Source organism: Mycobacterium sp. SMC-11, assembly GCF_046250095.1.
GTDB classification, from domain to species: Bacteria; Actinomycetota; Actinomycetes; order Mycobacteriales; family Mycobacteriaceae; genus Mycobacterium; species Mycobacterium heraklionense_A.
Genome location: NZ_CP176430.1, coordinates 4,263,484 through 4,288,615 on the forward strand (window position 1 = coordinate 4,263,484; position 25,132 = coordinate 4,288,615).

23 protein-coding genes are annotated in these 25,132 nt (G+C 68.0%); 11 read left to right on the forward strand and 12 right to left on the reverse strand.

The genetic code is table 11. The annotated features are described in order from the left end of the window. Positions 1-4: 4 nt before the first annotated feature. Together ACKY0X_RS20225 and ACKY0X_RS20230 are read right to left on the reverse strand one after the other, a co-directional pair. On the reverse strand, positions 5-2,017 hold the full coding sequence (locus ACKY0X_RS20225; protein WP_409427451.1) for an alpha-1,4-glucan--maltose-1-phosphate maltosyltransferase: 2,013 nt from the start codon (positions 2,015-2,017) through the stop codon (positions 5-7). 92 nt (positions 2,018-2,109) lie between these two features. Next, complete coding sequence (locus tag ACKY0X_RS20230) at positions 2,110-4,236, reverse strand: acyl-CoA dehydrogenase family protein (protein ID WP_409429714.1); 2,127 nt, start codon at positions 4,234-4,236, stop codon at positions 2,110-2,112. Between the two features lie 223 nt (positions 4,237-4,459). Here ACKY0X_RS20230 and kstR point away from each other — a divergent pair, with 223 nt between their 5' ends. Genes kstR through ACKY0X_RS20250 form a run of 4 tightly spaced genes read left to right on the forward strand, consistent with a single transcriptional unit; the run spans position 4,460 to position 8,579 of the window. Next, positions 4,460-5,131 (forward strand): cholesterol catabolism transcriptional regulator KstR, encoded by a 672-nt coding sequence (gene kstR / locus ACKY0X_RS20235; protein WP_409427452.1) that lies wholly within the window; start codon positions 4,460-4,462, stop codon positions 5,129-5,131. 16 nt (positions 5,132-5,147) lie between these two features. After that, entirely contained in the window at positions 5,148-6,413 is a 1,266-nt protein-coding gene (locus tag ACKY0X_RS20240) for an MFS transporter (protein ID WP_409427453.1), read from the forward strand. A 4-nt stretch (positions 6,414-6,417) separates the two neighbouring features. After that, positions 6,418-7,338 (forward strand): MBL fold metallo-hydrolase, encoded by a 921-nt coding sequence (locus ACKY0X_RS20245; RefSeq protein ID WP_409427454.1) that lies wholly within the window; start codon positions 6,418-6,420, stop codon positions 7,336-7,338. Continuing rightward, the gene (locus ACKY0X_RS20250; RefSeq protein WP_409429715.1) at positions 7,335-8,579 is read left to right on the forward strand and encodes an SLC13 family permease; all 1,245 of its coding nucleotides are present in this window, start codon (positions 7,335-7,337) and stop codon (positions 8,577-8,579) included. The genes ACKY0X_RS20245 and ACKY0X_RS20250 overlap by 4 nt, the downstream gene beginning before the upstream one ends. A 1-nt stretch (position 8,580) precedes the next feature. Here the strand turns inward: ACKY0X_RS20250 and ACKY0X_RS20255 are convergent, their stop codons facing one another. The 3 genes from ACKY0X_RS20255 to cysS are packed head-to-tail and all read right to left on the reverse strand — an operon-like array spanning position 8,581 to position 11,819. Further along, on the reverse strand, positions 8,581-9,438 hold the full coding sequence (locus tag ACKY0X_RS20255; protein ID WP_409427455.1) for a glycerophosphodiester phosphodiesterase: 858 nt from the start codon (positions 9,436-9,438) through the stop codon (positions 8,581-8,583). 29 nt (positions 9,439-9,467) lie between these two features. Next, positions 9,468-10,409, reverse strand: a complete 942-nt coding sequence (gene rlmB / locus ACKY0X_RS20260) for a 23S rRNA (guanosine(2251)-2'-O)-methyltransferase RlmB (protein WP_024442381.1) — start codon at positions 10,407-10,409, stop codon at positions 9,468-9,470. Continuing rightward, positions 10,410-11,819 (reverse strand): cysteine--tRNA ligase, encoded by a 1,410-nt coding sequence (gene cysS / locus ACKY0X_RS20265; protein ID WP_409427456.1) that lies wholly within the window; start codon positions 11,817-11,819, stop codon positions 10,410-10,412. 126 nt (positions 11,820-11,945) lie between these two features. On the opposite strand from cysS, the gene ACKY0X_RS20270 reads away from it, so the two are divergent. Continuing rightward, positions 11,946-12,809, forward strand: a complete 864-nt coding sequence (locus tag ACKY0X_RS20270; RefSeq protein ID WP_409427457.1) for a hypothetical protein — start codon at positions 11,946-11,948, stop codon at positions 12,807-12,809. Between the two features lie 17 nt (positions 12,810-12,826). Here ACKY0X_RS20270 and ispF read toward each other — a convergent pair whose 3' ends face one another. The 3 genes from ispF to carD are packed head-to-tail and all read right to left on the reverse strand — an operon-like array spanning position 12,827 to position 14,497. Next, positions 12,827-13,303, reverse strand: a complete 477-nt coding sequence (ispF, locus tag ACKY0X_RS20275) for a 2-C-methyl-D-erythritol 2,4-cyclodiphosphate synthase (RefSeq protein ID WP_409427458.1) — start codon at positions 13,301-13,303, stop codon at positions 12,827-12,829. Beyond that, complete coding sequence (ispD, locus tag ACKY0X_RS20280) at positions 13,300-13,965, reverse strand: 2-C-methyl-D-erythritol 4-phosphate cytidylyltransferase (RefSeq protein ID WP_409427459.1); 666 nt, start codon at positions 13,963-13,965, stop codon at positions 13,300-13,302. The genes ispF and ispD overlap by 4 nt, the downstream gene beginning before the upstream one ends. Before the next feature lie 43 nt (positions 13,966-14,008). Beyond that, a complete protein-coding gene (gene carD, locus ACKY0X_RS20285) occupies positions 14,009-14,497 on the reverse strand; it encodes an RNA polymerase-binding transcription factor CarD (protein ID WP_013830798.1) in 489 nt (162 codons plus the stop codon). Between the two features lie 271 nt (positions 14,498-14,768). Between carD and ACKY0X_RS20290 the strand changes: the two genes are divergently transcribed. Then, positions 14,769-15,317 carry a hypothetical protein gene (locus ACKY0X_RS20290; RefSeq protein ID WP_409427460.1) on the forward strand — a complete coding sequence of 183 codons (549 nt, stop codon included), beginning with the start codon at positions 14,769-14,771 and terminating at the stop codon, positions 15,315-15,317. Between the two features lie 48 nt (positions 15,318-15,365). Continuing rightward, positions 15,366-16,772 carry a DNA repair protein RadA gene (gene radA / locus ACKY0X_RS20295; protein WP_065039683.1) on the forward strand — a complete coding sequence of 469 codons (1,407 nt, stop codon included), beginning with the start codon at positions 15,366-15,368 and terminating at the stop codon, positions 16,770-16,772. Between the two features lie 7 nt (positions 16,773-16,779). Here the strand turns inward: radA and ACKY0X_RS20300 are convergent, their stop codons facing one another. Both ACKY0X_RS20300 and ACKY0X_RS20305 read right to left on the reverse strand, forming a co-directional pair. Beyond that, a complete protein-coding gene (locus tag ACKY0X_RS20300) occupies positions 16,780-17,544 on the reverse strand; it encodes a hypothetical protein (RefSeq protein ID WP_409427461.1) in 765 nt (254 codons plus the stop codon). A gap of 79 nt (positions 17,545-17,623) precedes the next feature. After that, the gene (locus ACKY0X_RS20305; protein WP_065039681.1) at positions 17,624-18,253 is read right to left on the reverse strand and encodes a carbonic anhydrase; all 630 of its coding nucleotides are present in this window, start codon (positions 18,251-18,253) and stop codon (positions 17,624-17,626) included. Between ACKY0X_RS20305 and ACKY0X_RS20310 the strand changes: the two genes are divergently transcribed. Further along, positions 18,252-19,190 (forward strand): A/G-specific adenine glycosylase, encoded by a 939-nt coding sequence (locus tag ACKY0X_RS20310; protein ID WP_409427462.1) that lies wholly within the window; start codon positions 18,252-18,254, stop codon positions 19,188-19,190. The two genes, ACKY0X_RS20305 and ACKY0X_RS20310, sit on opposite strands and share 2 nt — an antisense overlap. On the opposite strand, the gene ACKY0X_RS20315 is transcribed toward ACKY0X_RS20310, so the two are convergent. Next, positions 19,157-19,918 carry an alpha/beta fold hydrolase gene (locus tag ACKY0X_RS20315; protein ID WP_409427463.1) on the reverse strand — a complete coding sequence of 254 codons (762 nt, stop codon included), beginning with the start codon at positions 19,916-19,918 and terminating at the stop codon, positions 19,157-19,159. The genes ACKY0X_RS20310 and ACKY0X_RS20315 overlap by 34 nt on opposite strands. 23 nt (positions 19,919-19,941) lie before the next feature. Between ACKY0X_RS20315 and mhuD the strand changes: the two genes are divergently transcribed. The 3 genes from mhuD to ACKY0X_RS20330 are packed head-to-tail and all read left to right on the forward strand — an operon-like array spanning position 19,942 to position 22,280. After that, positions 19,942-20,259, forward strand: coding sequence for a mycobilin-forming heme oxygenase MhuD (gene mhuD / locus ACKY0X_RS20320; protein ID WP_024442369.1), 318 nt, complete (start codon positions 19,942-19,944; stop codon positions 20,257-20,259). 37 nt (positions 20,260-20,296) lie between these two features. Further along, positions 20,297-21,610: a serine hydrolase gene (locus ACKY0X_RS20325; RefSeq protein WP_065039678.1), complete on the forward strand. Its 1,314-nt coding sequence runs from the start codon at positions 20,297-20,299 to the stop codon at positions 21,608-21,610. A gap of 16 nt (positions 21,611-21,626) precedes the next feature. Continuing rightward, positions 21,627-22,280 (forward strand): dihydrofolate reductase family protein, encoded by a 654-nt coding sequence (locus ACKY0X_RS20330; protein ID WP_409427464.1) that lies wholly within the window; start codon positions 21,627-21,629, stop codon positions 22,278-22,280. A gap of 67 nt (positions 22,281-22,347) precedes the next feature. On the opposite strand, the gene clpC1 is transcribed toward ACKY0X_RS20330, so the two are convergent. Next, positions 22,348-24,867: an ATP-dependent protease ATP-binding subunit ClpC gene (gene clpC1 / locus ACKY0X_RS20335; RefSeq protein WP_046283534.1), complete on the reverse strand. Its 2,520-nt coding sequence runs from the start codon at positions 24,865-24,867 to the stop codon at positions 22,348-22,350. Between the last annotated feature and the right edge of the window lie 265 nt (positions 24,868-25,132).

A 25,132-nucleotide genomic window follows, 5' to 3' on the forward strand; every position in this document is an offset into this window, starting at 1 on the left:
GACTTCACCTCCGATACAGCAGCTCGGTTCGCGCGGGTGTACTCATCTCCGGCATGTTGATGATGTGGGCGACCGCTCGGCCCGGGTCGAGTCGCACGTAATTGTCCTGCCCCCATTGGTATTCCTCCCCGCTGATCTCGTCACGCACCCAGAACCGCTCGTAGGGCGCCATACCCAGCGCCGTCATGTCCAGCGACAACGTCGCTTCCTCGGCGGCGAACGCGTTCAGCGTCACCACTACCAGCACGGTGTCGCCGCTTGCTGGGTCGAATTTGCTGTAGGCCAACAGCGCGTCGTTGTCGACGTGATGGAAATGCAAAGTGCGCAGTTGCTGCAGGGCAGGGTGCCGCCGGCGAATGGCGTTGAGCTGCCCGATAAACGGTTCCAGCGATCGGCCCTCACGGCGCGCGGCGGCGTAATCGCGTGGTCGCAGTTCGTATTTCTCCGAGTTCAGGTATTCTTCGCTTCCCTCGTGCAGCGCCTCGTGTTCGAACAATTCGTAGCCGGAGTACACCCCCCAGGAGGGGCCCATCGTCGCGGCCAGCACCGCCCGGATGGCAAACATGCCGGGGCCGTGATGCTGCAGACTGGCGTGCAAGATGTCCGGCGTGTTGACGAACAGATTGGGGCGGCGAAAATCCGCGAATTCGGCGATCTCTTCGCCGAATTCAGTGAGTTCACTCTTGGACGTTCGCCAGGTGAAGTAGGTGTAGGACTGGGTGAAGCCGAGCTTGGCCAGGCCGTACTGCCGCGCCGGTGGGGTGAAGGCCTCCGACAGGAACAGCACATCAGGATCGGTGGCCTTCACCTTCGTGATCAACCATGCCCAGAACCCGGGCGGTTTGGTATGGGGGTTGTCGACCCGAAATATTTTGACCCCGTGCGAGATCCAGAACTGCACCACCCGATGTACCTCGGCATACAGCCCGGCGGGATCGTTGTCGAAATTCAACGGGTAGATATCCTGGTATTTCTTCGGCGGATTCTCCGCGTAGGCGATCGTCCCGTCCGGCAACTCGGTGAACCACTGACGGTGTTGACGTGCCCACGGGTGATCCGGGGCGCACTGCAACGCCAGATCCAACGCGACCTCCAGGCCGAGTTCGCCGGCACTGGAAACGAATTGGTCGAAGTCATCGAGTGTTCCCAAGTCGGGGTGTACCGCGTCGTGGCCGCCCTCGTCACTGCCGATCGCCCATGGCGACCCGACTTCGCCGGGCTCGGCCACCGCGGCATTGTTGCGGCCCTTTCGGTGCACCTTCCCGATCGGGTGAATCGGCGGCAGATACACCACGTCGAATCCCATCTCGGCGATCCGCGGTAGCGCCGACGCCGCGGTGCCCAGCGTGCCGTGCACCGGAACGCCCGCCGAGTCCCATCCGCCGGTGGAGCGCGGAAACATCTCGTACCAGGAGCTGAAGCGCGCCAGTGGCCGATCCACCCAGACCCGATACTGCTGCCCGCGAGTGAGCAGGTCGCGCAGCGGGTAGCAGGTGACCAGCCGGGAGATCTCGTCGGACAATGCCGGCGCCGCGCGTACCATCGGATCGCCCGGATCACGCAACGCCGCAGCCGCCGCCACGACGGGCTCTCGCTCGCTGCGGGGCATCGCCGCAGCGGCACGGTCCAACAGCTCGGCGCCGATCAGCAGATCGTTGGACAGCTCGGCCTCGCCCTGGCCGGCGTCCAGCTTGGCAACCACCGCGTCACGCCAGGTGCGGATCGAATCGGTCCAGCCGTCGACCCGAAATGCCCACATTCCGGTCCGGTCGGGAACGAACTGGCCATGAAAGACGTACGGCTCGTCGCCCTCGCGCATCGGAAGCAGCGCCGGCCCTATTCGGCAGGAGTCCGCACTGCCGAGACAGCACACCACCAAGGTCGCCGCGATCACTTCGTGTCCGTCGCGCCACACCTCGGCGCGCACCGGCACGGTCTCCCCGACCACTGCCTTGGCGGGTTGCCTGCCGCAGGACACAACCGGCGTAACGCCATCGACCTCGATTCGGCCCGGCACCCAGCACTCCGTTCGTCGGCAGCGATTCCGACAGTGGGTACCCGCGGCGACGGAAAGCTACGCGAGGCGACGACCGGCGCGACAGCGGCGAGCTAGCCGCGCGGCAGCCCCAGCAGCCGCTCGGCGGCCAGCGTCAGCAGAATCTGCTCGGTTCCCCCGGCGATCGACAGGCACCGGGTGTTGAGGAAGTCGTGCACTTCTCGCCCGGCCACCGCACCGCCCCCATCGGCCACATCCATCCGGAACTCGGCCAGCTCCTGGCGATAGCGCACCCCGATCAGCTTGCGCACCGAGGACTCCGAGCCGGGGTCCTGGCCGCCGACAGCAAGCTGCGCGATGCGTTGATCCAGCAGCGAGCCCGCCTGCGCGGCGATGATCAGCCGGGCCAGTCGCTCGGCGGTGGCGGTGTCGGGTTCCCGATCCGCCAGGGTTTTCAGCAGCTCCTCCATCGGGTTGCCCAGCGCGGTGCCGCCGGCGATCGCGACGCGCTCGTTGGCCAAGGTGGTGCGGGCCAGCCGCCAGCCGTCGTTGACGCCGCCGACCACCTGGTCGTCGGGGACAAACACGTCATCGAGAAAGACCTCGTTGAACAGGGCCTCGCCGGTGATCTCCCGCAGCGGCCGAATGTCGATGCCCTCGGCGGCCATGTCGACCAGGAAGTAGGTGATGCCCTTATGCTTCGGAGCTTCGGCATCGGTTCTGGCCAGGCAGACGCCCCACTGCGAGTCATGGGCTCGCGACGTCCACACCTTCTGACCGGTCAGCCGCCAGCCGCCGTCGACCTTCACCGCCTTGGTGCGCAGCGCCGCCAGGTCCGACCCGGCGCCGGGCTCGGAGAACAGCTGGCACCAGAACACCTCGCCGGTCAGGGTGGCCGGGATGAAGCGCTCGATCTGCTCGGGCGTGCCGTGCTCGAGAATCGTCGGGGCTGCCCACCAGCCGACCACCAGGTCGGGACGCCCGACGCCGGCCGCGGCCAGTTCCTGATCGATCACCAGCTGCTCGGCGGGGCCGGCGGCGCGTCCGTAGGGAGCCGGCCAGTGCGGCGCCAGCAGACCCGATTCGGCCAGCGCCACTTGGTGCTGGTCGGCCGGCAGCGCCGCGATGCGCGCCACCTCGGCGGCGATCTCGGGCCGGACGTCGGTGGCCTCACCGAGGTCGACCTCCAACCGGCGGCGCAGGCCGTCGCGGGTCAGTGCGGCGGTGCGGCGCAGCCACCGCTCGGACCCGCCCAGCGCCTGACCGATGCCGTAGGCCCGACGCAGGTACAGGTGCGCGTCGTGCTCCCAGGTGATGCCGATCCCGCCGAGCACCTGGATGCAGTCCTTGGCGTTGGCCTTGGCGGCGTCGATGCAGATCGCGGCGGCAACCGCGGCCGCGATCGCGAACTGCTGGTCATCGGGGTCGGCGGCGGCGCGCGCCACATCGCTGGCCGCCACCGCGGCCTGATCGGCCCGGCACAGCATCTCCGCGCACAGGTGCTTGACGGCCTGGAAGCTGCCGATCGGCTTGCCGAACTGTTCACGCACCTTGGCGTATTCGACCGCGGTGTCCAACGCCCAGCGGGCGACCCCGGCAGCCTCGGCGGCCAGCACCGTGACCACCAGGTTCTCCACCCGGTTGCCGGCCTCCAAGACCACGGCCGGCGCTGCGGTCAACGTCACCTTGGCCAGCGGTCGGGAGAAGTCGGTGGCGGCGAGGGGCTCGACGTTCACCCCGTCCGCGCCGGCGGCCACCAGGATCCAGTCCGGTCCGGCCGGCAACAGCAGCAGCCCGTCGGCGGTGGCGCCGAGCACCCGCTCAGCGGTGCCGGAAGCCTGCCCGGCTGCGGCGTCGAAGCTCACCGACGCCGCCGACGGGTCGGTGACCACGCCGGCAACCCGCTCGCCGGCCGCTAGAGCTTCGGCCAGGGCGGGATCGGTGACCACCAGGGTGGCCAGCGCGGTGGTCGCCACCGGCCCGGGGACCAGGGCCTTGGCGGCCTCATCGACCATCGCGCACAGGTCTTCGAGTCGCCCACCGGCCCCGCCGGACTCCTCGGGCACCGCCACACCGAACAGGCCCAAATCGGCCAGCCGCGCGAAAACAGCACGCCAGGAATCGGTTTCACCCAATTCCGCAGCACGAATCGCCTCGGCGGTGCCCGCGGCGGCAGCCCAGTCGCGGACCAGCTCGCGAGCGGCGAGCTGTTCGGCGGCACTGGTCTCCGTGGTAGTCACTGACACGCTGGGCTCCTCCGGATCGAGATGGGCTTGAGAGAGGCGGGTCACGAACGCCCCCACCAACCACTAGAACGTGTTCTAATAGTGCCAGCGTCCGAGCGTCAAGTCGAACCGTAATGGCTGGACACGTTGGGTCCGGCCGATGTCGGGAGTGCAAAATTCAACTACGCGGTGCGTATCGTTATGGGCCAGTAGATCGACGGAGGGAGCCGCGCAGCACATGTCGTCACCAGCTGAAGGCACCGCAGGCCGTGGATCGAGCAGCCAACCCCGCGAGGTGGTCAACGTCGCTGTGCTGACTGAATCCGACCTGGGCTCCGAAGCGCAGCGCGAACGCCGCAAGCGCATCCTCGACGCGACGCTGGCGATCGCCTCCAAGGGCGGCTACGACGCGGTGCAGATGCGCGCCGTCGCCGACCGCGCGGACGTGGCCGTCGGCACCTTGTACCGCTACTTCCCGTCGAAGGTTCACCTCCTGGTCTCGGCGATGGGCCGCGAAATCGCGCGGGTGGACACCAAGACCGACCCCGCGACGTTCGCCGCAACCACCCGCCACCAGCGGCTGAACCTGGTAGTCAACAAACTCAACCGCGCCATGCAGCGCAACCCGCTGCTCACCGAGGCAATGACCCGGGCATATGTCTTCGCCGACGCCTCGGCGGCCGGCGAAGTCGACCATGTTCAGAAATTGATCGACTCGATGTTCGCCGGGGCCATGAGCGACGGCGAGCCCACCGAGGAGCAGTACCACATCTCCCGGGTCATCTCGGATGTGTGGCTGTCCAACCTGCTCGCCTGGCTGACCCGGCGGGCGTCGGCAACCGATTTCAGCACCCGGCTGGACCTGGCGGTCCGGTTGCTGATCGGCGACGACGACAGCCCCAAGGTCTAGCCACACTTCTGCGAAGATGAGCACCGGTTCGACAGTCTCAGAACCGGTGGCGGATCCGATTCCGCGCCGGCTGGCGCACGCGCTGGACCTGTTGAACTTCACCCTGGCCGACGTGCGCGACGGGCTGGGCCCCTATCTGTCGGTCTACCTGCTGGTGACCCACCATTGGGACCAGGCGTCGATCGGCCTTGTAATGGCGATCGGCGGAATTGCCGCGGTCGTGGCGCAGACCCCGGTGGGTGCGCTGGTCGACCGGACCACGGCCAAGCGAGCGTTGCTCGTTGTCGGTGCCCTGGCGGTCACGGCGGCGGCCTTGACGATGCCGCTGTTCCCCGGTTTCTACAGCGTCGCCGCGTTGCAGTTGCTGACCGGGATCGCGGGCTCGGTGTTCGCACCGGCGCTGGCCGCGATCACCCTGGGCGTGGTCGGTCCACGGATGTTCGCGAAACGGCTCGGCCGCAACGAATCGTTCAATCACGCAGGCAATGCCGCGACCGCGGCCGCCACCGGAGCCCTGGCCTACTTCTACGGCCCGATCGTGGTGTTCTGGATGCTGGCCGCCATGGCTGCGCTGAGCATCGTGGCCACTTTGCGGGTTCCCGAGTCCGCGATCGATCACGACGTGGCCCGGGGCATGGACCATCTGGCCGGCCAGCCCCATCCGCAGCCATCGGGATTCGCGGTGCTGCTGCGCAACCGGCAACTGCTGGTGTTCGGCGCGACCGTGGTGATGTTCCACTTCGCCAACGCGGCGATGCTGCCGTTGGTCGGCCAGGAACTTGCCCTGGTCAACACCGAGGTGGGCACCGCCCTGATGGCGCTGTGCATCGTGGCGGCCCAGCTGGTGATGGTTCCGGTGGCCTATCTGACGGGCTCCAAAGCCGATGTCTGGGGCCGCAAGCCGATCTTCCTGGTGGGGTTCGCGGTGCTGACCATCCGCGGGCTGCTCTACCCGGTCTGGGACAACTCCTACTGGCTGGTTGGGGTGCAGTTGCTCGATGGGGTGGGCGCCGGCATCTTCGGTGCGCTGTTCCCGTTGGTCGTCCAGGACGTCACGCACGGCACCGGGCGCTTCAACGTCAGCCTGGGGGCCATCACCGCGGCCTGCGGCGTGGGGGCCGCATTGTCGAACTTCATCGCCGGCCACATCGTCTCGGCCGCCGGCTATGACACGGCGTTCATCGCGCTGGCCGCGGTGGCCGGCGCGGGGTTCGTGCTGTATCTGACCGCGATGCCCGAGACGGCCAGGATCAACGGCGCCTCCGCGCCACCGTTAGCCTGAGCGGATGCGCCTCAAGCTCGGCCGCCCCGACATCGGCCGGTACGCCGACCGGTTCGATGTCACACCCGCGGCGCCGGGCGCGCCATTGGCGGTGACGTGGCTCGGCGTGACCACCATGGTGATCGACGACGGGTCTTCGGCGCTGATGACCGACGGCTATTTCTCTCGCCCCAGTCTGGCTCGGGTGGCGCTGGGCAAGGTATCGCCGTCGGCCGCTCGCATCGATGCCTGCCTGGCTCGCGCGGGCGTGCATGAGCTGGCGGCGGTGATCCCGCTGCACTCACACATCGATCATGCGCTGGACTCCGCGGTGGTGGCCGAACGTACCGGTGCAACGCTGCTGGGTGGTGAGTCGACGGCCAATGTCGGCCGGGGTCAGGGACTCTCGGCCGATCGCCTGATCGTGGCGACGCCCGGAGCGCCCCTCGAATTGGGCTCCTACGACGTCACCCTGATCGAGTCCCGGCATTGCCCACCAGACCGCTTCCCCGGCGTGATCAGCGCCGCGGTGGTTCCACCCGCGCGGGCGTCTGCCTATAAATGCGGTGAGGCCTGGTCGGCGTTGGTGGCCCACCGCCCCTCGGGGCGCACCCTGCTGATCATGGGCAGCGCGGGCTTCATCCCGGGGGCGTTGGCCGGCCGCAGCGCCGACGTGGTCTACCTGGGCATCGGCCAGCTCGGCATTCAGCCCCGGCCATACCTGGTCGACTACTGGAATGAGACGGTCCGCGCCGTCGGCGCGTCGACGGTGGTGTTTACCCACTGGGACGACTTCTTCCTGCCCTTGTCAAAGCCATTGCGCGCCTTGCCCTACGCCGGCGACGACCTCAACGTCACGATGCGTGTTCTGTCCGAGCTGGCCGAGTCCGACGGCGTCGGCCTGCACCTGCCCACGGTCTGGCGTCGTGAGGATCCGTGGGCCTGAACCTGGCACTTGCACTGCTGCTGCTTGCCGTGGTGCTGGGATTCGCGGTGGCCCGCCCGCGGGGCTGGCCGGAGATGTTCGCAGCGGTGCCGGCCGCCGCCATCCTGGTTGCCACCGGCGCGATCTCGATGCACGACGCACTCACCGAAGCCGCCACGCTGCTGCATGTCGTCGCGTTCCTAGGCGCGGTGCTGGTGCTGGCGCAACTCTGTGACGACGAGGGACTGTTCGAGGCGGCCGGCGCGGCGATGGCACGTGCCGACGTCGGTCCGCCGCAACATCTGCTGCGCCGGGTCTTCGTCATCGCCGCCGGTCTGACCGCGGTGCTGAGCCTGGACGCGACGGTGGTGCTGCTGACGCCGGTGGTGCTGATGATGGCCCGTCGCCGCCACGCCCCGATACGCCCACACGCGTATGCGACCGCGCACCTGGCCAACACGGCCTCGCTGCTACTGCCGGTGTCGAACCTGACCAATCTGTTGGCTTTCAACCAGGCCGGCCTGTCATTCGTGAGGTTCACCGCGCTGATGGCGGCGCCGTGGCTGGCCACCACCGCGGTCGTCTACCTGATCTTCCGCTGGTTTTTCCGCGCCGATCTGCGGGCCACACCGGTGCACCAGCACGCCGGGCCACCGCCCCCGGTCCCGGTTTTCGTGCTGGTGGTGCTGGGGCTCACGCTGGCCGGCTTTGTGGTCGCCGAGACATTCGGGGTCCCGGCGGCATGGGCAGCCGTCGCCGGTGCGGCCATGTTGGCCGCCCGTGGACTGGCGCAGCGGCGCAGCACCCCGGCCGGGATTCTGCGGGCCGCCAATCCCGGCTTCCTGGTGTTCGTGTTGGCCCTCGGCGTGGTGGTGCGGGCCGTCGTCGACAACGGACTGGGCGCCCAGATGTCTACGGTGCTGCCGGCGGGATCGAGCCTGACGGCGCTGCTGGGCATCGCGGCGGTCGCCGCGGTGCTGGCCAACCTGGTCAACAACCTGCCGGCGACGCTGGTGCTGGTGCCGTTGGTGGCATCGAGCGGCCCACTCGCGGTGCTGGCGGTGTTGATCGGGGTCAACATCGGCCCCAACCTCAGCTACACCGGCTCGCTATCGAATCTGCTGTGGCGCCGAGTATTACATCGCTACGACGTCGCGGCGCCAGTCGGCGAATACACCCGCCTGGGGCTGTGCACGGTTCCGGCCACGCTGTTGGTGGCCGTGCTGGCGCTGTGGGTGAGCGCGCGACTGCTGGGGGTCTAGGTCAGCGATAAGAGGGCGGCAGCGGCATGCCGAGTTCGGCCATGACGGCACGCAGCCGGCTCGGATAGTCGGTGATGAGGCCGTCGACGCCCGCGGCGATCTGTTGCCGCATGGCATCGGCATCGTTGACCGTCCACGGGATCACCCGCAGCCCGGCCGCATGGGCACGTTCCACGAACGCTCGATCGACCACCGCGTAGTCCGGGGACACGATGTCGGCCCCGACCGACACCGCCCCGGTGATCGGATCCGGTCCCTGCTCGGCCAGCGCGACCAACGGAATGGCCGGTTCGGCGGCGCGCACCAACGGCAGTGTGCGCCAGTCGAAACTCTGGATCTCGACGGCGTCCAGCTTGCCGGCGGCCCGCACCGCCGCCAGGACCACGTCCACGATCTGCCGCTGGTCGTCCGCGTCGACCTTGGTCTCGATGTTGTAGCGGACGCCCGCGTGACCGGTGCGCGCGAAGACCTCCGGCAAGGTGACGATCACGTTGCCCGGCACCACTTCCGCATCCGGAAATTCCGGCAGCAGGTGTCCGCAGTCCAGTGTTCGGATCTGGGCGAGGGTGAGATCGGCTACCCGCTTGCCCACATAGGGGTAATCGGGATCGCCGGCGAACACCGGTCCGGTGTCGGCACACTTCGCCGGCTCGATCACCGGATCGTGCCACACCAGCGGTTGTGCGTCGCGCGTAAGCACGATGTCCAACTCCAGAGTGCTGACGCCCAACTCGATCGACTTGGCGAAGGCGCGCAACGATTCCTCGGTGGTCTCGCCCCGGCCGCCGCGATGCGCCTGCAGGTCAAACGTCGACGGCTGCGCGGTCGCCGTCGCCGATGGATTGCACACCGCAGCCATCAGCACCGCCGCAACCAAGGCGCGGCGAATCACCGCCGCTGACGGGCGATCTCGGCCAGCACCACCCCGGCGGCCACCGATGCGTTGAGCGACTCGGTGGGCCCCGACATCGGAATCGACACGATGGCGTCGCAGTTCTGCCGGACCAGGCGGGACAGGCCCTTGCCTTCGGAACCGACGACCAACACCATCGGGCTGGTGCCGTCCAACTCATCGACCACGGTGTCGCCGCCGGCGTCCAACCCGACGATCTGCAGACCGCGATCTGCCCACGCTTTCAGCGTTTGGTTCAGGTTGGGTGCCCGTGCGATCGGAACTCGCGCCGCCGCACCGGCACTGGTACGCCAGGCCACCGCGGTCACCGATGCCGACCGACGCTGCGGGATCACCACACCGTGTCCGCCGAACGCCGCGACCGACCGCACGATGGCACCGAGATTGCGCGGATCAGAGATGTTGTCCAATGCCACCAGCAACGGCGGCGCGACATCGCGGCGCGCGGCGGCGATCAGGTCGTCGGGATGTGCGTAGTTGTAGGGCGGGACCTGCAGAGCGATGCCCTGATGCAGCCCGTTGGTGGTCATCTTGTCCAGGTCGGACCGCGGGACCTCCAGGATCGGCAATCCGGAATCGGCTGCCCGAGTAACCGATTCGGTCAGGCGCTCATCTGCCTCGGCGCCCAGCGCCACATACAGCGCGGTGGCCGGGATTCCGGCCCGCAGGCACTCCAGAACCGGGTTGCGCCCCAGCACGGTCTCGTTCTCGTCGGTGCGCTTGGCGGTCCGGTAGGCGCGCTGCTTTGCCGCACGCTTGGCCGCCTTGGCCGCCGGGTGGTACTCCCGCTGGTGCGCCGGCGGGGTGGCGCCACGGCCTTCGAGCCCACGGCGGCGCTGGCCGCCGGAGCCGACCGTCGGCCCCTTCTTGGTGCCGGGTTTGCGCACCGCACCCTTGCGCTTGGAATTTCCGGCCATCTACTCAGACCCCTCCACCAGTAGTGACCATTGCGGACCATCTCCGGTGTCGGTGACGTCGATCCCGGCATCCTTGAGCCTGCAGCGGATCTCGTCGGCCAATTGCCAATCCCGTTCCGCGCGAGCGGTTTCCCGGCGCTCCAACTCGGCGCGCACCAAGACGTCGACCGCAGCCAACGCGGCCGAGGTCTCATCGCGCGATTCCCAGCGTTCGTTGAGCGGGTCGCAACCCAGCACGTCCATCATCGCCCGGATCGCACCGGCCGCGGCCAGCGCGCCCTCGTGGTCGCCGGTGTCCAGCGCCCGGTTGCCTTCCGCGCGCGTCCGGTGCACCTCGGCCAGGGCGATCGGCACCGACAGGTCGTCGTCGAGGGCCGCGGCGAAACGGTCCGTCCAGGTGGTGGGGACCACCGCGCCCACCCGGCTGCGCACCCGGTGCAGGAAGTCTTCGATGCCGACGTAGGCGTTGACGGCGTCGCGCAGCGCGGTCTCGGAGAACTCCAGCATCGACCGGTAGTGCGCACTGCCCAGGTAGTAGCGCAGTTCGGCCGGCCGGACCCGTTGCAGCACCGCCGACATCGACAGCACGTTGCCCAGCGACTTACTCATCTTCTCGCCGCCCAGGGTGACCCAGCCGTTGTGCAGCCAGTAGTTCGCGAACCCGTCTCCGGCGGCGCGACTCTGAGCGATCTCGTTCTCATGGTGCGGGAAGACCAGGTCCATCCCGCCGCAGTGGATGTCGAATTCGGCACCGAGGTAGGAGCGGGCCATCGCCGAGCACTCCAGGTGCCAGCCCGGACGGCCCGGGCCCCAGGGCGTGGGCCAGCTGGGCTCGCCGGGCTTGGCGCCCTTCCACAACGTGAAGTCGCGCGGATCGCGCTTACCGGTGGCGACCCCCTCGCCCTGGTGCACGTCGTCGATGCGATGACCGGAGAGCTGACCGTAGTCGGGGTAGCTGAGCACGTCGAAGTACACGTCGCCGCCGCCGGCATAGGCGTGGCCGCGCTCGATCAGGCGCTCGATCAGCTCCACCATCTGAGTGATGTGCCCGGTGGCGCGCGGTTCGGCCGACGGTGGCAGCACCCCCAGCGCCTCATACGCGGCGGTGAACTCACGTTCGTGGGTGGCGGCCCACTCCCACCACGGCCGACCCGCTGCGGCGGCCTTCGTCAGGATCTTGTCGTCGATGTCGGTCACGTTGCGCACGAAGGCGACGTCGTAGCCGCGGGCGGTGAGCCACCGGCGCAAGACATCGAACGCCACACCGCTGCGGACGTGTCCGATATGCGGCGCCGCCTGGACGGTGGCACCGCATAGATAAATAGAGGCATGACCGGGCCGCAGCGGGACAAATTCACGCACGGCGCCGGTTGCCGTGTCGTGCAGCCGCAGGCTGGGGCGATCGGTCACGACGGGCCAGCTTACCGGGCGCTGAGCCGGCGACCGCCACGCACGCCGCTAGCAGGGGCTTCCCAGGATCGGCTACCGATCGCCGCATCGGTGGACAGGGGGTGTGACGTGGCATATATTGCGGCAGTGAGTAAACGTCTGGTGGCAGTCTCTGGAGCGGTCTTGGCTGCGGTCGCATTTGCAGGTAGTGCGACGGCATACGCCGATGAGCCGAACAACAACCAGCAGCCCCAGCCGCAGCCCGCGGAAGTTGTAGCCGCGGTTACCCCTGCGCCGGTCGAGCACCCGGCCATACAAGGCGTTCAGGCCCAGAACGAGGCGACGCCAGACACCCAGGCTCAGAGCGAGGCGATGCAGGACGCCCAGGCCGAGCAGCAGCGGCAGCAGGCCGAGGCGCAGGCCGACCAGGCGACTGTCGGCGCCGGTGCGGCCGGTGCCGCCGGCGCGACCCAGGCCAGTGCAATGGGAAGCCAGATCGGTATGTCGTTGGCGATGATGGCCCCGATGGTCGGGATGATGGGCTTGCCCCTCGTGACGCCCCTCTTGACCACCGGACTGACCGGTCTCGCCACCTCGGGCGGGAACAACGCTGCAAACGCGCTTGCCGACGCCGGTTCGGCCGCTGCGACCGACGCTTTCAGCTCGGGGGCGCCGGAAATCGGCTCGGCCGCTGCCACCGACCTCTTCAGCTCGCCCTCCGCTGCGGATCTGCCTTTTGATCTGGGCAATATCGACTTCTTGTCCACCGTGGATCCCGACCTGGTGACGGGGGCAACCGGGGACGCCATCAGTGGCGCCCTGGCCGACGCCGCCGGCGACACCGCGATCAACACGTCCGGTGCGCTTCTCGACACACTGCCTGACCTTGGCGCCAACGTCGGCGCGGACGTCGCCAACCTTGGCGCGGACGCTGGCGTGCAGATCGGCACGGCGGTGGCCACTGAGGTTCCGTGTGGCATCATCGGCGCCATCTTCGGCTTCGGCTGCTAGAAGCCCGGCCGAGCCAACTACCCCGGTACCACCAATGCGGTAGCCACCGCGGCCAGTCCCTCGCCTCGTCCGGTGAGTCCTAGGCCGTCGGTGGTTGTCGCCGACACCGACACCGGTGCGCCCAACAATTCCGAGAGCAGCTGCTGCGCTTCCGCGCGGCGAGGTCCCACTTTCGGCCGATTGCCGATGACCTGCACCGCGGCATTGCCGATCGCGAAGCCGCTCTCGGCGAGCAGTTCGCGCACATGTCCGAGCATCACAGCACCGGTTACTTGCGCCCAGCGGGGCTCGTCGACGCCGAACACCGTTCCGAGGTCCCCCAACCCTGCCGCCGAGAGCAGCGCGTCACACAGGGCGTGTGCGGCCACATCGCCGTCGGAGTGCCCGGCGCAGCCGTCGGCGTCGGCAAACAGCAACCCCAACAGCCAGCACGGCCGGCCCGGCTCGATCGGGTGTACGTCGGTGCCCAACCCGACCCGCGGCAGCGCGCTCACCGGTTCACCACCGCCTCGGCGAGCACCGCATCCAGTGCGGTGGTGATCTTGAACGCCAAGGGATCGCCTTCGACAGTCTGAACCTGGCCGCCGATGTGTTCGACCATCGAGGCGTCATCGGTGAATTGCGTGCCCGCACCGGCCTGCTGGTAGGCGCGCAGCAGCAGATCGGCGGCGAACCCCTGCGGGGTCTGCACGGCCCGCAGGCCGGCCCGCTCAGGCGTGCCCAAGACCGTTCCGTTCGCGTCGACCGCCTTGATGGTGTCGGCGACGGGAAGCGCCGGGACGACGGCGCGGTATCCGGCATGCAATGCCTCGACCACCCGGGTCACCAGGCCGGGCGGCGTCAACGGACGTGCGGCGTCGTGGACCAGCACGAATTCGGGGTCTCCGGCGCTGGCCAGCGCCAATCGCACGGAATCGACGCGGTCGGCACCGCCGGCGACGACGGTGGCAGCCCCACCGAGGATCAATTTGGCCTCGTCCGTGCGATCCGGCGGCACCGCGACCACGACCTGGTCGATGACCCCGGACTCGTGTAGACCTGCCACGGCGCGCTCAACCAGCGTTACGCCGCCCAGTAGAAAGAATGCCTTCGGTATTCCAGCACCCAGCCGCACACCCGAACCGGCGGCCGGCACCACGGCTACTGTGCTTGGCACCGGATCCCCGGTAGCTCAGGACGTCGCGGTACGGACACTACGGTCAGGACGCTGCGGCCAGCACCTCGTCGAGGATGGTCTCCGCCTTGGCGTCATCGGTGTTCTCGGCCAGGGCCAGCTCACCGACGAGGATCTGACGTGCCTTGGCCAGCATCCGCTTCTCACCGGCGGACAGGCCACGCTCCTGGTCACGCCGCCAGAGGTCACGAACAACCTCGGCTACCTTGTGCACATCGCCGGAGGCGAGCTTCTCCAGGTTTGCCTTGTAACGACGCGACCAGTTGGTCGGTTCTTCGGTGTGCGGGGCACGTAACACCTGGAAAACCTTGTCCAGGCCTTCCTGGCCGACAACGTCACGCACACCGACATATTCGGCATTTTCAGCGGGAACTCGAACGGTGAGGTCGCCCTGCGCCACCTTAAGGACCAGATAGTCCTTTTGCTCGCCTTTGATGGTCCGGGTTTCAATCGCCTCGATCAACGCTGCACCGTGGTGTGGATATACGACGGTGTCTCCGACCTTAAAGATCATCTGATTTGAGCCCCTTTCGCTACCCCATGCTAACACGCCGCCACAACACTCGACCACCAACGGTGCAGGTCAGGGGCACCGCGACCCCAGGAGGGGGGTTGACACCGCGACGGAAGCGTGCTGGGTCGAACCTGATTGGAGCCTGATCCGGGCTGGTCGGTGGGGTCTCGGTGGGGGTCGCGGGCGACCGGTAACCCTGCGCTACCGCCGGCAGATGGTTGCTACTACAGTGCATAGTCACAAGTCGCGACGGCCGAGCAGGAGACCACACGTGAACTCGTTCAGCAGGGCCTTCAACAAGGCTGCGATCGCGCTGATTGCTGCGGCGGCGCTGGCCGGCTGCGGTACCGGACAGATCTCTCAGACCGCTGACCAGGCATCCGCGGTCAACGGCGCTTCGGCGACCGTCGGTGAGCTGGCGCTGCGCGACGTGCGCATCCAGGCGACGCAGACCGGCGACGCCTTGGAGCCCGGCCAGACCGTCGACCTGGTGTTCGTGGTCAGCAACCAGTCGACCGACGCCAACGACGAGCTGAGCGACATTAAGACCTCGATCGGCAAGGTGTCACCGACCGGCAGCAAGACCGTGCCCGTCGGCGGTGTCCTGGTTGTCAGCGCTCCGGCAGGCCCCGACCTGCCGACGGCTCCCGCCGCCAAGGCGCTGCCGGAGGTGGCCAACGCCAACACCGCTTCGGCGACGGTGACCCTGGACAAGGCGATCCGCAACGGCCTCACCTACGACTTCACCTTCACCTTCAAGAAGGCCGGCGAGGTGCGCGTGGACGTGCCGATCTCGGCCGGCCCCGTTTCGCACCACTGACGTCGCGTCGCGGCCGGCACTGTCGGACCCAACCGATACGGTCGCCGAGTGGCCAAGGCACGTTCACTCTTTCGCTGTTCGGAATGCGGGAACACCACCGCAAAGTGGTTAGGCCGCTGCCCGGAGTGCGGTAGCTGGGGCGGTATCGACCCGGTGGGCGAAGCCGCAGCACCGGCTGGTGGGCTGCGGCCGGCGACACCGGCACGGCCCGCGGTGCCGATCAGTTCCATCGAGGCGGGTCGCGCACGACCGGCGCCCACCGGTGTCACCGAACTCGATCGGGTGTTGGGCGGCGGGGTGGTCCCCGGCTCGGTCACCCTGTTGGCCGGCGATCCCGGTGTCGGCAAATCGACGCTGCTGCTCGAGGTAGCTCACCGCTGGGCGCTGGCCGGGCGCCGCGCGCTGTACGTCTCCGGCGAGGAGTCTGCGGGGCAGATCCGGCTGCGCGCCGAGCGCACCGGATGCAGCCATGACGAGATCTATCTGGCCTCCGAATCGGACCTGCAGACGGTGCTGGGGCACATTGAGGCGGTGCGGCCCACCCTGGTGGTGGTGGATTCGGTGCAGACCGTGGCCGCCGCCGACACCGACGGCGTGGCCGGCGGGGTCACCCAGGTGCGGGCGGTGACGGCCGCTCTGACCGCGGCCGCCAAGAGTGCCGATGTGGCGTTGGTCCTGGTCGGGCACGTGACCAAGGACGGCGCGATCGCGGGCCCTCGTTCGTTGGAGCATCTCGTCGACGTGGTGCTGCACTTCGAGGGTGACCGCAACTCGGTGCTGCGAATGGTGCGGGCGGTCAAGAATCGTTTCGGCGCTACCGACGAGGTGGGATGTTTCCTGCTCCGCGACGACGGCATCGAACCGATCGCAGACCCGTCCGGACTGTTCCTCGAGCAGCGCAGCGAGCCGGTGCCCGGCACCGCAATCACCGTGGCACTGGACGGCAAACGCCCGTTAATCGGCGAAGTGCAGGCGCTGCTGGCCAAACCGGCGGGCGGCTCGCCGCGCCGCGCGGTCAGCGGCATTGACCACTCCCGCGCCGCGATGATCACCGCGGTGTTGGACAAGCACGCCGAACTTCCGATCGCGGCCGGCGACATCTACCTGTCCACGGTGGGCGGTATGCGGTTGACCGATCCGTCCACGGATCTGGCTGTCGCGATCGCGCTGGCATCGGCCTATTCGGATCTGCCGCTGCCGGCGACCACCGTGGTGCTGGGTGAAGTGGGCCTGGCCGGTGACCTGCGCCCGGTCAGCGGGATGGACCGCCGACTCGCCGAGGCGGCCCGGCTCGGCTTCACCACCGCGCTGACTCCCCCGGGCGCTCCGGCCACCGTCGGCGGCCTGCGTACGGTTCCGGCAGCCAACATCGTTGCCGCGCTGCACCACCTGGTCGAGATCGCCGACCGCCGCGGTGGTCATGTCGCGCCGCCGCAACTACTCGATCGGGCCTAAGGAGCGATCAGTTGCCCGGCGGCGGCGCGTCCGGCTGGGGCACGTCCTGCCCCGGCGGCGGTACGTCCGGCGAGGGCTCAGTAAGCATGAATGGCACCGTCGCGGATCTCAGATTGCCGAGTTGGACGACGAGGTTGTAGGTCCCGGGTCCGATCGGCTGCCGCGGCAGTGGGCACTGCGGCGCCGAACCCATTCCGGTCCAGGTCACCGTGGTAGTCACTTGCTCGCCGGGGTCGAAGGTCTTCACCAGGGTCTCGTTGGACGGCGCGCAGTCCAGGTTCGACCACAGCCGCTGGTTGTCCAGTGAATAGACGTAGGCAGCCAGCACTGCGGCACCCACATCGCGCTTGCAGGCCACCAAGCCGATGTTGGTGACGACCATGGTGAACTGCGGCTGCTCCCCCACCGTGTACTGCGGGCCGGTCAGACCCTTGACCGCCAGTGTCGAGTCCGGGCAGTCGTCGCCCTCCTTGAGCACTGGAGGCGGCGTTACCGCGGCGGTCGGGGTCGGTGCTTGTGGTGGCGCCTGTTCCGCGGGCGCCACCACGGGCGTCTTGACCTCTTCAGGCGAGGGGTTCTGCGGCTTGGCGTGCTGCGCGGCGGTGGATTTCTTCCCGTCGGCGTTGTCGGCACCGGCGTTGCTGCCGTGAACGACGCCGAAGATGATGGCCGACACGACTGCAATCACGATGAGCGCAATGCCCAGCGCGAGGCCACGTCGTCGCCAATAGATCTGCGAAGGCAGCGGACCCTGCGGTTCCAAATCGAGCACGCTCTCACGGTAGGACGACCTCACCGCGAGTTGTCCGACCCGTCCCGGCGTGTCGTAGCCGCGTTGTGACCTTCGGCGACTATTCGGCGCCGAAATCGCCGATGTCGCCCAGGTGGTTGCGCGCCGACACCCGTCCGTCGGCCAGGTGATAGGTGGCACCGACAATCGCCAGCGAACCGGACACGATCCGCTCGGCGATCGACGCGGACCGCGTTGCCAGCTGGGCCACCGTCTCCGTCACGTGCCGGGCTTCGAACTCGTCGACGGCACTCAGCCCGTCGCGGCGGCCCAGCAGGATCGACGGCATAACCCGCTCGACGATGTCGCGCAGATAGCCCCCAGGCACAGCACCATCGTCCAATGCCGCCAACGTCGCCTTGACCGCGCCGCAGCTGTCGTGGCCGAGCACGACGATCAACGGCACGTTGAGTACCTCCACCGCGAACTCGATCGAGCCCAGCACCGCCGCGTCGACGACGTGGCCGGCGGTGCGGACCACGAACATGTCACCTAGACCCTGATCGAAGATCAGCTCGGCAGCCACCCGGCTGTCGCCGCAGCCGAACACCACTGCGGTCGGCTTCTGACCGGTGGCCAGTGCCGCGCGGCGCGCGACGTCCTGGCTGGGATGGCTGGGCTCGCCGGCGACGAAGCGCTCGTTACCCTCTTTGAGTGCTTTCCACGCTGAGATCGGGTTGGAATTAGGCATGCCCGATATTCTGCCTGTGAATTCTGCGCAGCGCGCGGCCAGCATCGAAGTTCACCAGCTGTTCAGCTGGTTTGCCGTGGCCGAACGCGATCTGCCTTGGCGGGCGGGTGATGTCACGCCGTGGCAGATCTTGGTGAGCGAGTTCATGCTCCAGCAGACTCCGGTCGCACGAGTCCTGCCGATCTGGCCGGACTGGGTGTCACGCTGGCCGACTCCGTCGGCGACAGCGGCCGCAAGCCAGGCCGACATCCTGCGGGCCTGGGGCAAGCTCGGTTATCCGCGCCGCGCCAAACGCCTGCACGAATGCGCGACCGTGATCGCCCGCGAGTTCGCCGATACGGTCCCCAACGACGTCGACACCCTCGAGCAGCTGCCCGGGATCGGCAGCTACACCGCCAGGGCGGTGGCCAGCTTCGCCTACCGTCAACCGGTCCCGGTGGTGGACACCAACGTGCGCCGGGTGGTGGCCCGGGCCGTGCATGGACAGCCCGACGCGGGCGCCCCGTCGGCGAAGCGCGACCACGCCGACGTGGAGGCCCTGCTACCACAGGCCGACCAGGCCCCCAGGTTCTCCGCGGCGCTGATGGAGCTGGGCGCCATCGTGTGCACTGCACGGTCGCCGCGTTGTGATGACTGCCCGCTGCGGCACAGCTGCAGCTGGCGGCTTGCCGGTTCACCGCCGGGAACCGGACCCAAGCGGCCGGCTCAACGCTATGCCGGCACCGACCGCCAGGTCCGCGGACGATTACTGGATGTGTTGCGGGACAACGCCGTTGCGGTGACTCGCGCCGACCTTGACCTGGCCTGGCCGGTGGACGCGGTGCAACGCGAACGCGCCCTGACCTCACTGCTGGGCGACGGCCTGGTGGAGCAGCTCGCCGATGGCCGCTTCGCGCTGCCCGGTCAGGACAGGAACGACTCGACGGCCTCGCGGTAGGTCTGCGGCGCCTCGTCGTGCACCAGGTGGCCTGCATCGGGGACGTGCAGATAGGTGCTGTCGACCGCGCGACGGTGCATTTCGCGCATCTGCCCCGGCGGGGTCACCGAGTTGCCGGCCTCGATCAGCAACGTCGCGCAGCGCACGTTCTGCCACTGCTCCCAGTAGTCACGAGTGCCCCATTCGGCGGCGATCTGCAACCACCACTCGGGTCGGCCGTGCAGCCGCCAACCGGTCTCGGTGCGGTCGAAGGCCTCCAGGAAGTAGCGGCCGGCGATATCACCGAATTCGGCGACAACCTCCTCGGCACTGGGGAACTCCACGGGCAGGGCATGCACCCACGGCTCCCACGGGCCGGTGGTGCGGCCCCGGAAGTCGGGCGCCATGTCCTCGACCACCAGCGCGGAGATGAGTTCGGGGTGCCGGGCCGCCAGGCACCACGAGTGCAATCCGCCCATCGAGTGCCCGATCAGCCGCACCGGGCCCGGCAACTGCTCGACGGCGACGGCCAGGTCGGCGACGAAGCGTTCGGTGGAGATCGGGTGCGGATCGGCGACCTCACGACCGCGATGCCAGGGAGCGTCGTAGGTGTAGACGGCACCCAGCCTGGTCAGCCACGGCAGTTGCCGCGGCCAGGTGGTGCCACGGCCCATCAGTCCGTGGACCAGCACCAGCGGCGCCCCGTGTCCACCCCGGTAGGTCAGCAGCTCGGTCGACGCGATTCCCACCCCGGGCACGGTAGCCTAGGCCCATGTCAGTGGTGAAGATCAATGCAATCGAGGTGCCCGCCGACGCCGGGCCCGAACTGGAGAAACGGTTCGCAAATCGCGCCCACGCGGTGGAGAACCAGCCCGGTTTTCTTGGCTTCCAGCTGCTGCGCCCCGTCAAGGGCGACGACCGCTACTTCGTGGTGACGCACTGGGAGTCCGACGAAGCGTTCCAGGCGTGGGCACAGGGGCCCGCAGTCGAAGCCCACGCCGGGCAGCGGGCCAAGCCGGTGGCGACCGGAGCATCGTTGTTGGAGTTCGAGGTCGTGCTTGACGTCGCCGGAACCGCCGCACAGGCCTAGCCCCGTGCGGCGCCACCTGGCGGCATGGACGACCGCTATGACCCTGGTCGCCCTCGCCGCCGGGGCAGCCGCCGGCTGCGCCCCTTCACCGGCATCTCCCGCCGACGCCGGTTCCGACAGCGGCGTGACGATTTCGACCAAGACTCCGCCGGGTCTGCGCGCCAAGCAGACCATGGACATGCTGAACTCCGATTGGCCGATCGGTCCGATCGGAGTGGCGACCCTGGCCGCACCGGACAAGGTCGAGCAGGTGGTCACGACCATGGAATCGCTGTGGTGGGACCGGCCTTTTCACCTCGACGGCGTCGACATTCGGGCCGGCGCGGCCACCCTGCACCTGACCACCTCCTACGGTGCCCGCCAAGACATCAGGCTCCGCACCGACGACAACGGCATGGTCGACCTGTTCAAACCGACCACCGAGGCACCGACCATCGGCTCCTGGCACGACCTCGATGCGGTGCTGAACAAGACCGGCGCGCGGTACTCCTATCAGGCGTCGCGGATCGAAGGTGGCGTCTGTAAGCCGGTAGCCGGGGCCAACACCGCCCAATCCCTGCCGCTGGCATCGATTTTCAAGTTGTATGTGCTGCTTGCGGTGGCCAACGAGGTGAAGGCCGGGACGGTGTCGTGGGACGACCCGCTGACCATCACTGGCCGGGCCAAAGCGGTCGGCTCGTCCGGCCTGGAGGAGTTGCCCGACGGCGCCCATGTCTCGGTGCGCAGGGCCGCCGAGAAGATGATCGCCACCAGTGACAACATGGCGACCGATCTGCTCATCGGCCGGGTAGGGACCCGCGCGGTCGAGCGTGCACTGGCCGCGGCCGGTCACCACGACCCGGCCAGCATGACGCCGTTTCCCACCATGTACGAACTGTTCTCGGTGGGCTGGGGCAAGCCCGATCTGCGCGAGCAGTGGCAGCACGGTTCGCCGCAGGAGCGGGCAAAGCTGCTGCAGCAGGCCGATTCCCGGCCCTATGAGCCGGATCCGATTCGCGCGCATATCCCGGCGTCCGCCTATGGCGCCGAGTGGTACGGCAGCGCGGAGGACATCTGCCGGGTACACGTAGCACTGCAGGCCGCTGCGGTGGGCAAGGCTGCACCGGTCCGCGAAATCCTGTCCGCGGTGCGTGGCATCGACCTGCCACGTACCGACTGGCCCTATATCGGTGCCAAAGCCGGCGGTTTGCCCGGCGACCTGACCTTCAGCTGGTACGCCGTCGACCGCGGCGGCCAGCCGTGGGTGGTCAGCTTCCAGCTCAATTGGCCACGTGATCACGGCAAAAGCGTCGGCAGCTGGATGCTGCAGGTCGCCAAACAGGCGTTCGGCCTACTGCCGACGCAGCGCTAGCCCAGGAAGGGACCCCATGCGACAACTGGTCCGGGTGCAGAACTTCAGCATCTCCAGCGACGGGTACGGCGCCGGGGAAGGGCAGAGCCGCGAGCGTCCGTTCGGACATGCCGATCCGGCGGATTTCATGTCCTGGGCAGGCGCCACCGCGCACTGGGTCAACCGGACCGATCCCGGCGGCAGCTTCGGACTCGATGACTACATCACCCGCGACTGGTCTTACAACATCGGCGCAGAGATCATGGGGCGCAACAAATTCGGTCCGCAGCGCGGGCCGTGGGAGAACTACGACTGGCAAGGATGGTGGGGCGATGAGCCCCCGTTCCGCACCCCGGTGTTCGTCCTCACCCACCATGCGCGGCCGTCATTCGCCTTGGGCGACACCACCTTCCACTTTCTCGACGCCTCCCCCCAGGACGCACTGGCGCGCGCACTAGCTGCGGCTGACGGCAAAGACGTGCGCATCGGCGGAGGCGTTGCCACGGTTCGGGAGTTCCTCGACGCCGATCTCATCGACACGATGCACGTCGCGGTGGCACCGGTCGAACTCGGCCGCGGGGAAAGGTTGTGGTCAAGCCCCGATGAGCTTGTCGATCGTTTCCATCTTGAGCAGATCCCCAGCCCCAGTGGGGTGGTGCACCACTTCTTCTGGCGGCGAGGCCTGCGCTGACGGGCCGCTGAACACGAAACGGGCGGCACCCTCAAGTGAGGTGCCGCCCGTTTCGTGTCAGTAGCGACTACTCCGCGCCCGCCTTGGCGAGGTCGGACGCCTCCGCCGTCGGCTTCGGGCTACCGGCAAAGGTGAACACCGCGTTCTCGTGCGCACCCTCACCATCCCAGTTCTCGACGTCGACGGTGACCAGCTGGCCGGGGCCCAACTCTTCGAACAGGATCTTCTCCGAGAGCTGGTCTTCGATCTCGCGCTGGATGGTGCGCCGCAGCGGACGCGCACCCAACACCGGGTCGAAGCCGCGCTTGGCCAGCAGCGACTTGGCCTTGTCGGTGAGCGCGATGTCCATGTCCTTGGCCTTGAGCTGCTTGGCCACCCGGCCGATCATCAGATCGACCATCTCGATGATCTCTTCCTTGGTGAGCTGGTGGAAGACGATGATGTCGTCGATGCGGTTCAGGAACTCCGGGCGGAAGTGCTTCTTGAGCTCGTCGTTGACCTTGAGCTTCATCCGCTCGTAGTTGTTCTCCCCGCCGCCCTGGGTGAAGCCCAGTCCGACCGCCTTGGAGATGTCGGAAGTGCCCAGGTTGGAGGTGAAGATCAACACGCAGTTCTTGAAGTCCACCGTGCGGCCCTGCCCGTCGGTGAGCCGGCCGTCCTCAAGTACCTGCAACAGGCTGTTGTAGATCTCGGCGTGGGCCTTCTCGATCTCGTCGAACAACACCACCGAGAACGGCTTACGCCGCACCTTCTCGGTCAGCTGACCGCCCTCTTCGTAACCGACGTAGCCCGGAGGGGCGCCGAACAGCCTAGAGGCGGTGAATCGATCGTGGAACTCGCCCATGTCGATCTGGATGAGCGCGTCGTCGTCGCCGAACAGGAACTCGGCCAGCGCCTTGGACAGCTCGGTCTTACCGACACCGGACGGGCCGGCGAAGATGAACGAGCCCGACGGCCGCTTGGGGTCCTTCAGCCCGGCGCGGGTACGCCGGATCGCCTTGCTGACCGCCTTGACCGCGTCCTCCTGGCCGATGATCCGCTTGTGCAGCTCGTCTTCCATTCGCAGCAGGCGGGTGGTCTCGGCCTCGGTGAGCTTGAACACCGGGATACCGGTCCAGTTGCCCAATACCTCGGCGATCTGTTCGTCGTCAACCTCGGCCACGACATCCAGATCCCCGGAGCGCCACTGCTTTTCCCGCTCGGCGCGCTGCGCGACGAGTTGCTTCTCCCGATCCCGCAGGCTGGCTGCCTTCTCGAAGTCCTGCGCGTCGATCGCGGACTCCTTCTCCCGGCGCGCGTCGGCGATCTTCTCGTCGAACTCACGCAGGTCCGGCGGCGCGGTCATCCGGCGGATTCGCATCCGGGCACCGGCCTCGTCGATCAGGTCGATCGCCTTGTCCGGCAGGAACCGGTCGTTGATGTAGCGGTCGGCCAAGGTGGCTGCCGCCACGATCGCCGAGTCGCTGATCGAGACCCGGTGGTGGGCCTCGTAACGGTCCCGCAGACCCTTGAGGATCTCGATGGTGTGCTCGACGGTGGGCTCACCGACCTGCACCGGCTGGAACCGGCGCTCCAATGCGGCGTCCTTCTCGATGTACTTGCGGTACTCGTCGAGGGTCGTGGCGCCGATGGTCTGCAGTTCACCGCGAGCCAGCTTCGGCTTGAGGATCGAGGCCGCGTCGATCGCCCCCTCGGCCGCACCGGCACCCACCAGCGTGTGCAACTCGTCGATGAAAAGGATGATGTCGCCGCGAGTGTTGATCTCCTTGAGCACCTTCTTCAGGCGCTCCTCGAAATCACCGCGGTAACGGCTGCCGGCCACCAGCGAACCCAGGTCCAGGGTGTAGAGCTGCTTGTCCTTCAGCGTCTCGGGAACCTCACCGGCCACGATGGCCTGCGCCAGGCCCTCGACCACAGCGGTCTTGCCGACGCCGGGCTCACCGATCAGCACCGGGTTGTTCTTGGTGCGCCGGCTCAACACCTGCATGACCCGCTCGATTTCCTTCTCGCGGCCGATGACGGGGTCGAGCTTGCCCTCCATGGCGGCCGCGGTCAGGTTGCGACCGAACTGGTCGAGCACCAGCGAGGTGGACGGTGAACCGGACTCGCCGCCCCGTCCCCCGGTGCCGGCCTCCGCGGTCTCCTTGCCCTGGTAGCCGCTCAGCAGCTGAATCACCTGCTGGCGAACCCGGGTCAGGTCGGCGCCCAGCTTCACCAAAACCTGGGCGGCGACACCCTCACCCTCACGGATCAGGCCGAGCAGAATGTGCTCGGTGCCGATGTAGTTGTGGCCGAGCTGCAGCGCCTCACGCAGGCTCAGCTCAAGCACCTTCTTGGCACGCGGGGTGAACGGGATGTGCCCGGACGGCGCCTGCTGGCCCTGGCCGATGATCTCCTCGACCTGGCTGCGCACCCCTTCCAAAGAGATGCCCAGGGACTCCAGCGACTTGGCGGCTACGCCTTCACCCTCGTGGATCAGGCCCAGCAGGATGTGCTCGGTCCCGATGTAGTTGTGGTTGAGCATCCGGGCCTCTTCTTGGGCCAGGACGACGACCCTGCGGGCGCGGTCGGTAAATCTCTCGAACATCGGTGGCTACCTGCTCTCCCTCGCGATCGGCACTTGATCGGCCTCGGCTCGGCCGGCGTGCCTGCTGTCCACTCTAGTGGGCGGCGCAGCGCGCTGTGACCTGCCTTGCAGTGCGTACTGAATCGACCATCCGGCGGCCCGTCCCGAAGGACCTGGCACCGGATGCAAGGGACCAACGTCCAGACCCACCGAATGTGTTCCGACGAGCGCAAGGTTCGCCAGCAGCGAAACCTAGGGGCCGATCCGGCGGTCCCAGCGTCGCCTC

Excerpts from the sequence above, each read along its gene's own strand:
- ACKY0X_RS20240 (WP_409427453.1), top strand. The coding sequence starts at position 5,148 with ATGAGCACCGGTTCGACAGTCTCAGAACCGGTGGCGGATCCGATTCCG.
- rlmB (WP_024442381.1), bottom strand. The coding sequence starts at position 10,409 with ATGGCCGGAAATTCCAAGCGCAAGGGTGCGGTGCGCAAACCCGGCACC.
- kstR (WP_409427452.1), top strand. The coding sequence starts at position 4,460 with ATGTCGTCACCAGCTGAAGGCACCGCAGGCCGTGGATCGAGCAGCCAA.
- ACKY0X_RS20330 (WP_409427464.1), top strand. The coding sequence starts at position 21,627 with ATGCGACAACTGGTCCGGGTGCAGAACTTCAGCATCTCCAGCGACGGG.
- ACKY0X_RS20255 (WP_409427455.1), bottom strand. The coding sequence starts at position 9,438 with ATGGCTGCGGTGTGCAATCCATCGGCGACGGCGACCGCGCAGCCGTCG.
- carD (WP_013830798.1), bottom strand. The coding sequence starts at position 14,497 with ATGATCTTTAAGGTCGGAGACACCGTCGTATATCCACACCACGGTGCA.
- ACKY0X_RS20325 (WP_065039678.1), top strand. The coding sequence starts at position 20,297 with ATGACCCTGGTCGCCCTCGCCGCCGGGGCAGCCGCCGGCTGCGCCCCT.
- mhuD (WP_024442369.1), top strand. The coding sequence starts at position 19,942 with ATGTCAGTGGTGAAGATCAATGCAATCGAGGTGCCCGCCGACGCCGGG.
- ACKY0X_RS20245 (WP_409427454.1), top strand. The coding sequence starts at position 6,418 with ATGCGCCTCAAGCTCGGCCGCCCCGACATCGGCCGGTACGCCGACCGG.
- ACKY0X_RS20305 (WP_065039681.1), bottom strand. The coding sequence starts at position 18,253 with ATGCCTAATTCCAACCCGATCTCAGCGTGGAAAGCACTCAAAGAGGGT.
- clpC1 (WP_046283534.1), bottom strand. The coding sequence starts at position 24,867 with ATGTTCGAGAGATTTACCGACCGCGCCCGCAGGGTCGTCGTCCTGGCC.
- ACKY0X_RS20310 (WP_409427462.1), top strand. The coding sequence starts at position 18,252 with ATGCCCGATATTCTGCCTGTGAATTCTGCGCAGCGCGCGGCCAGCATC.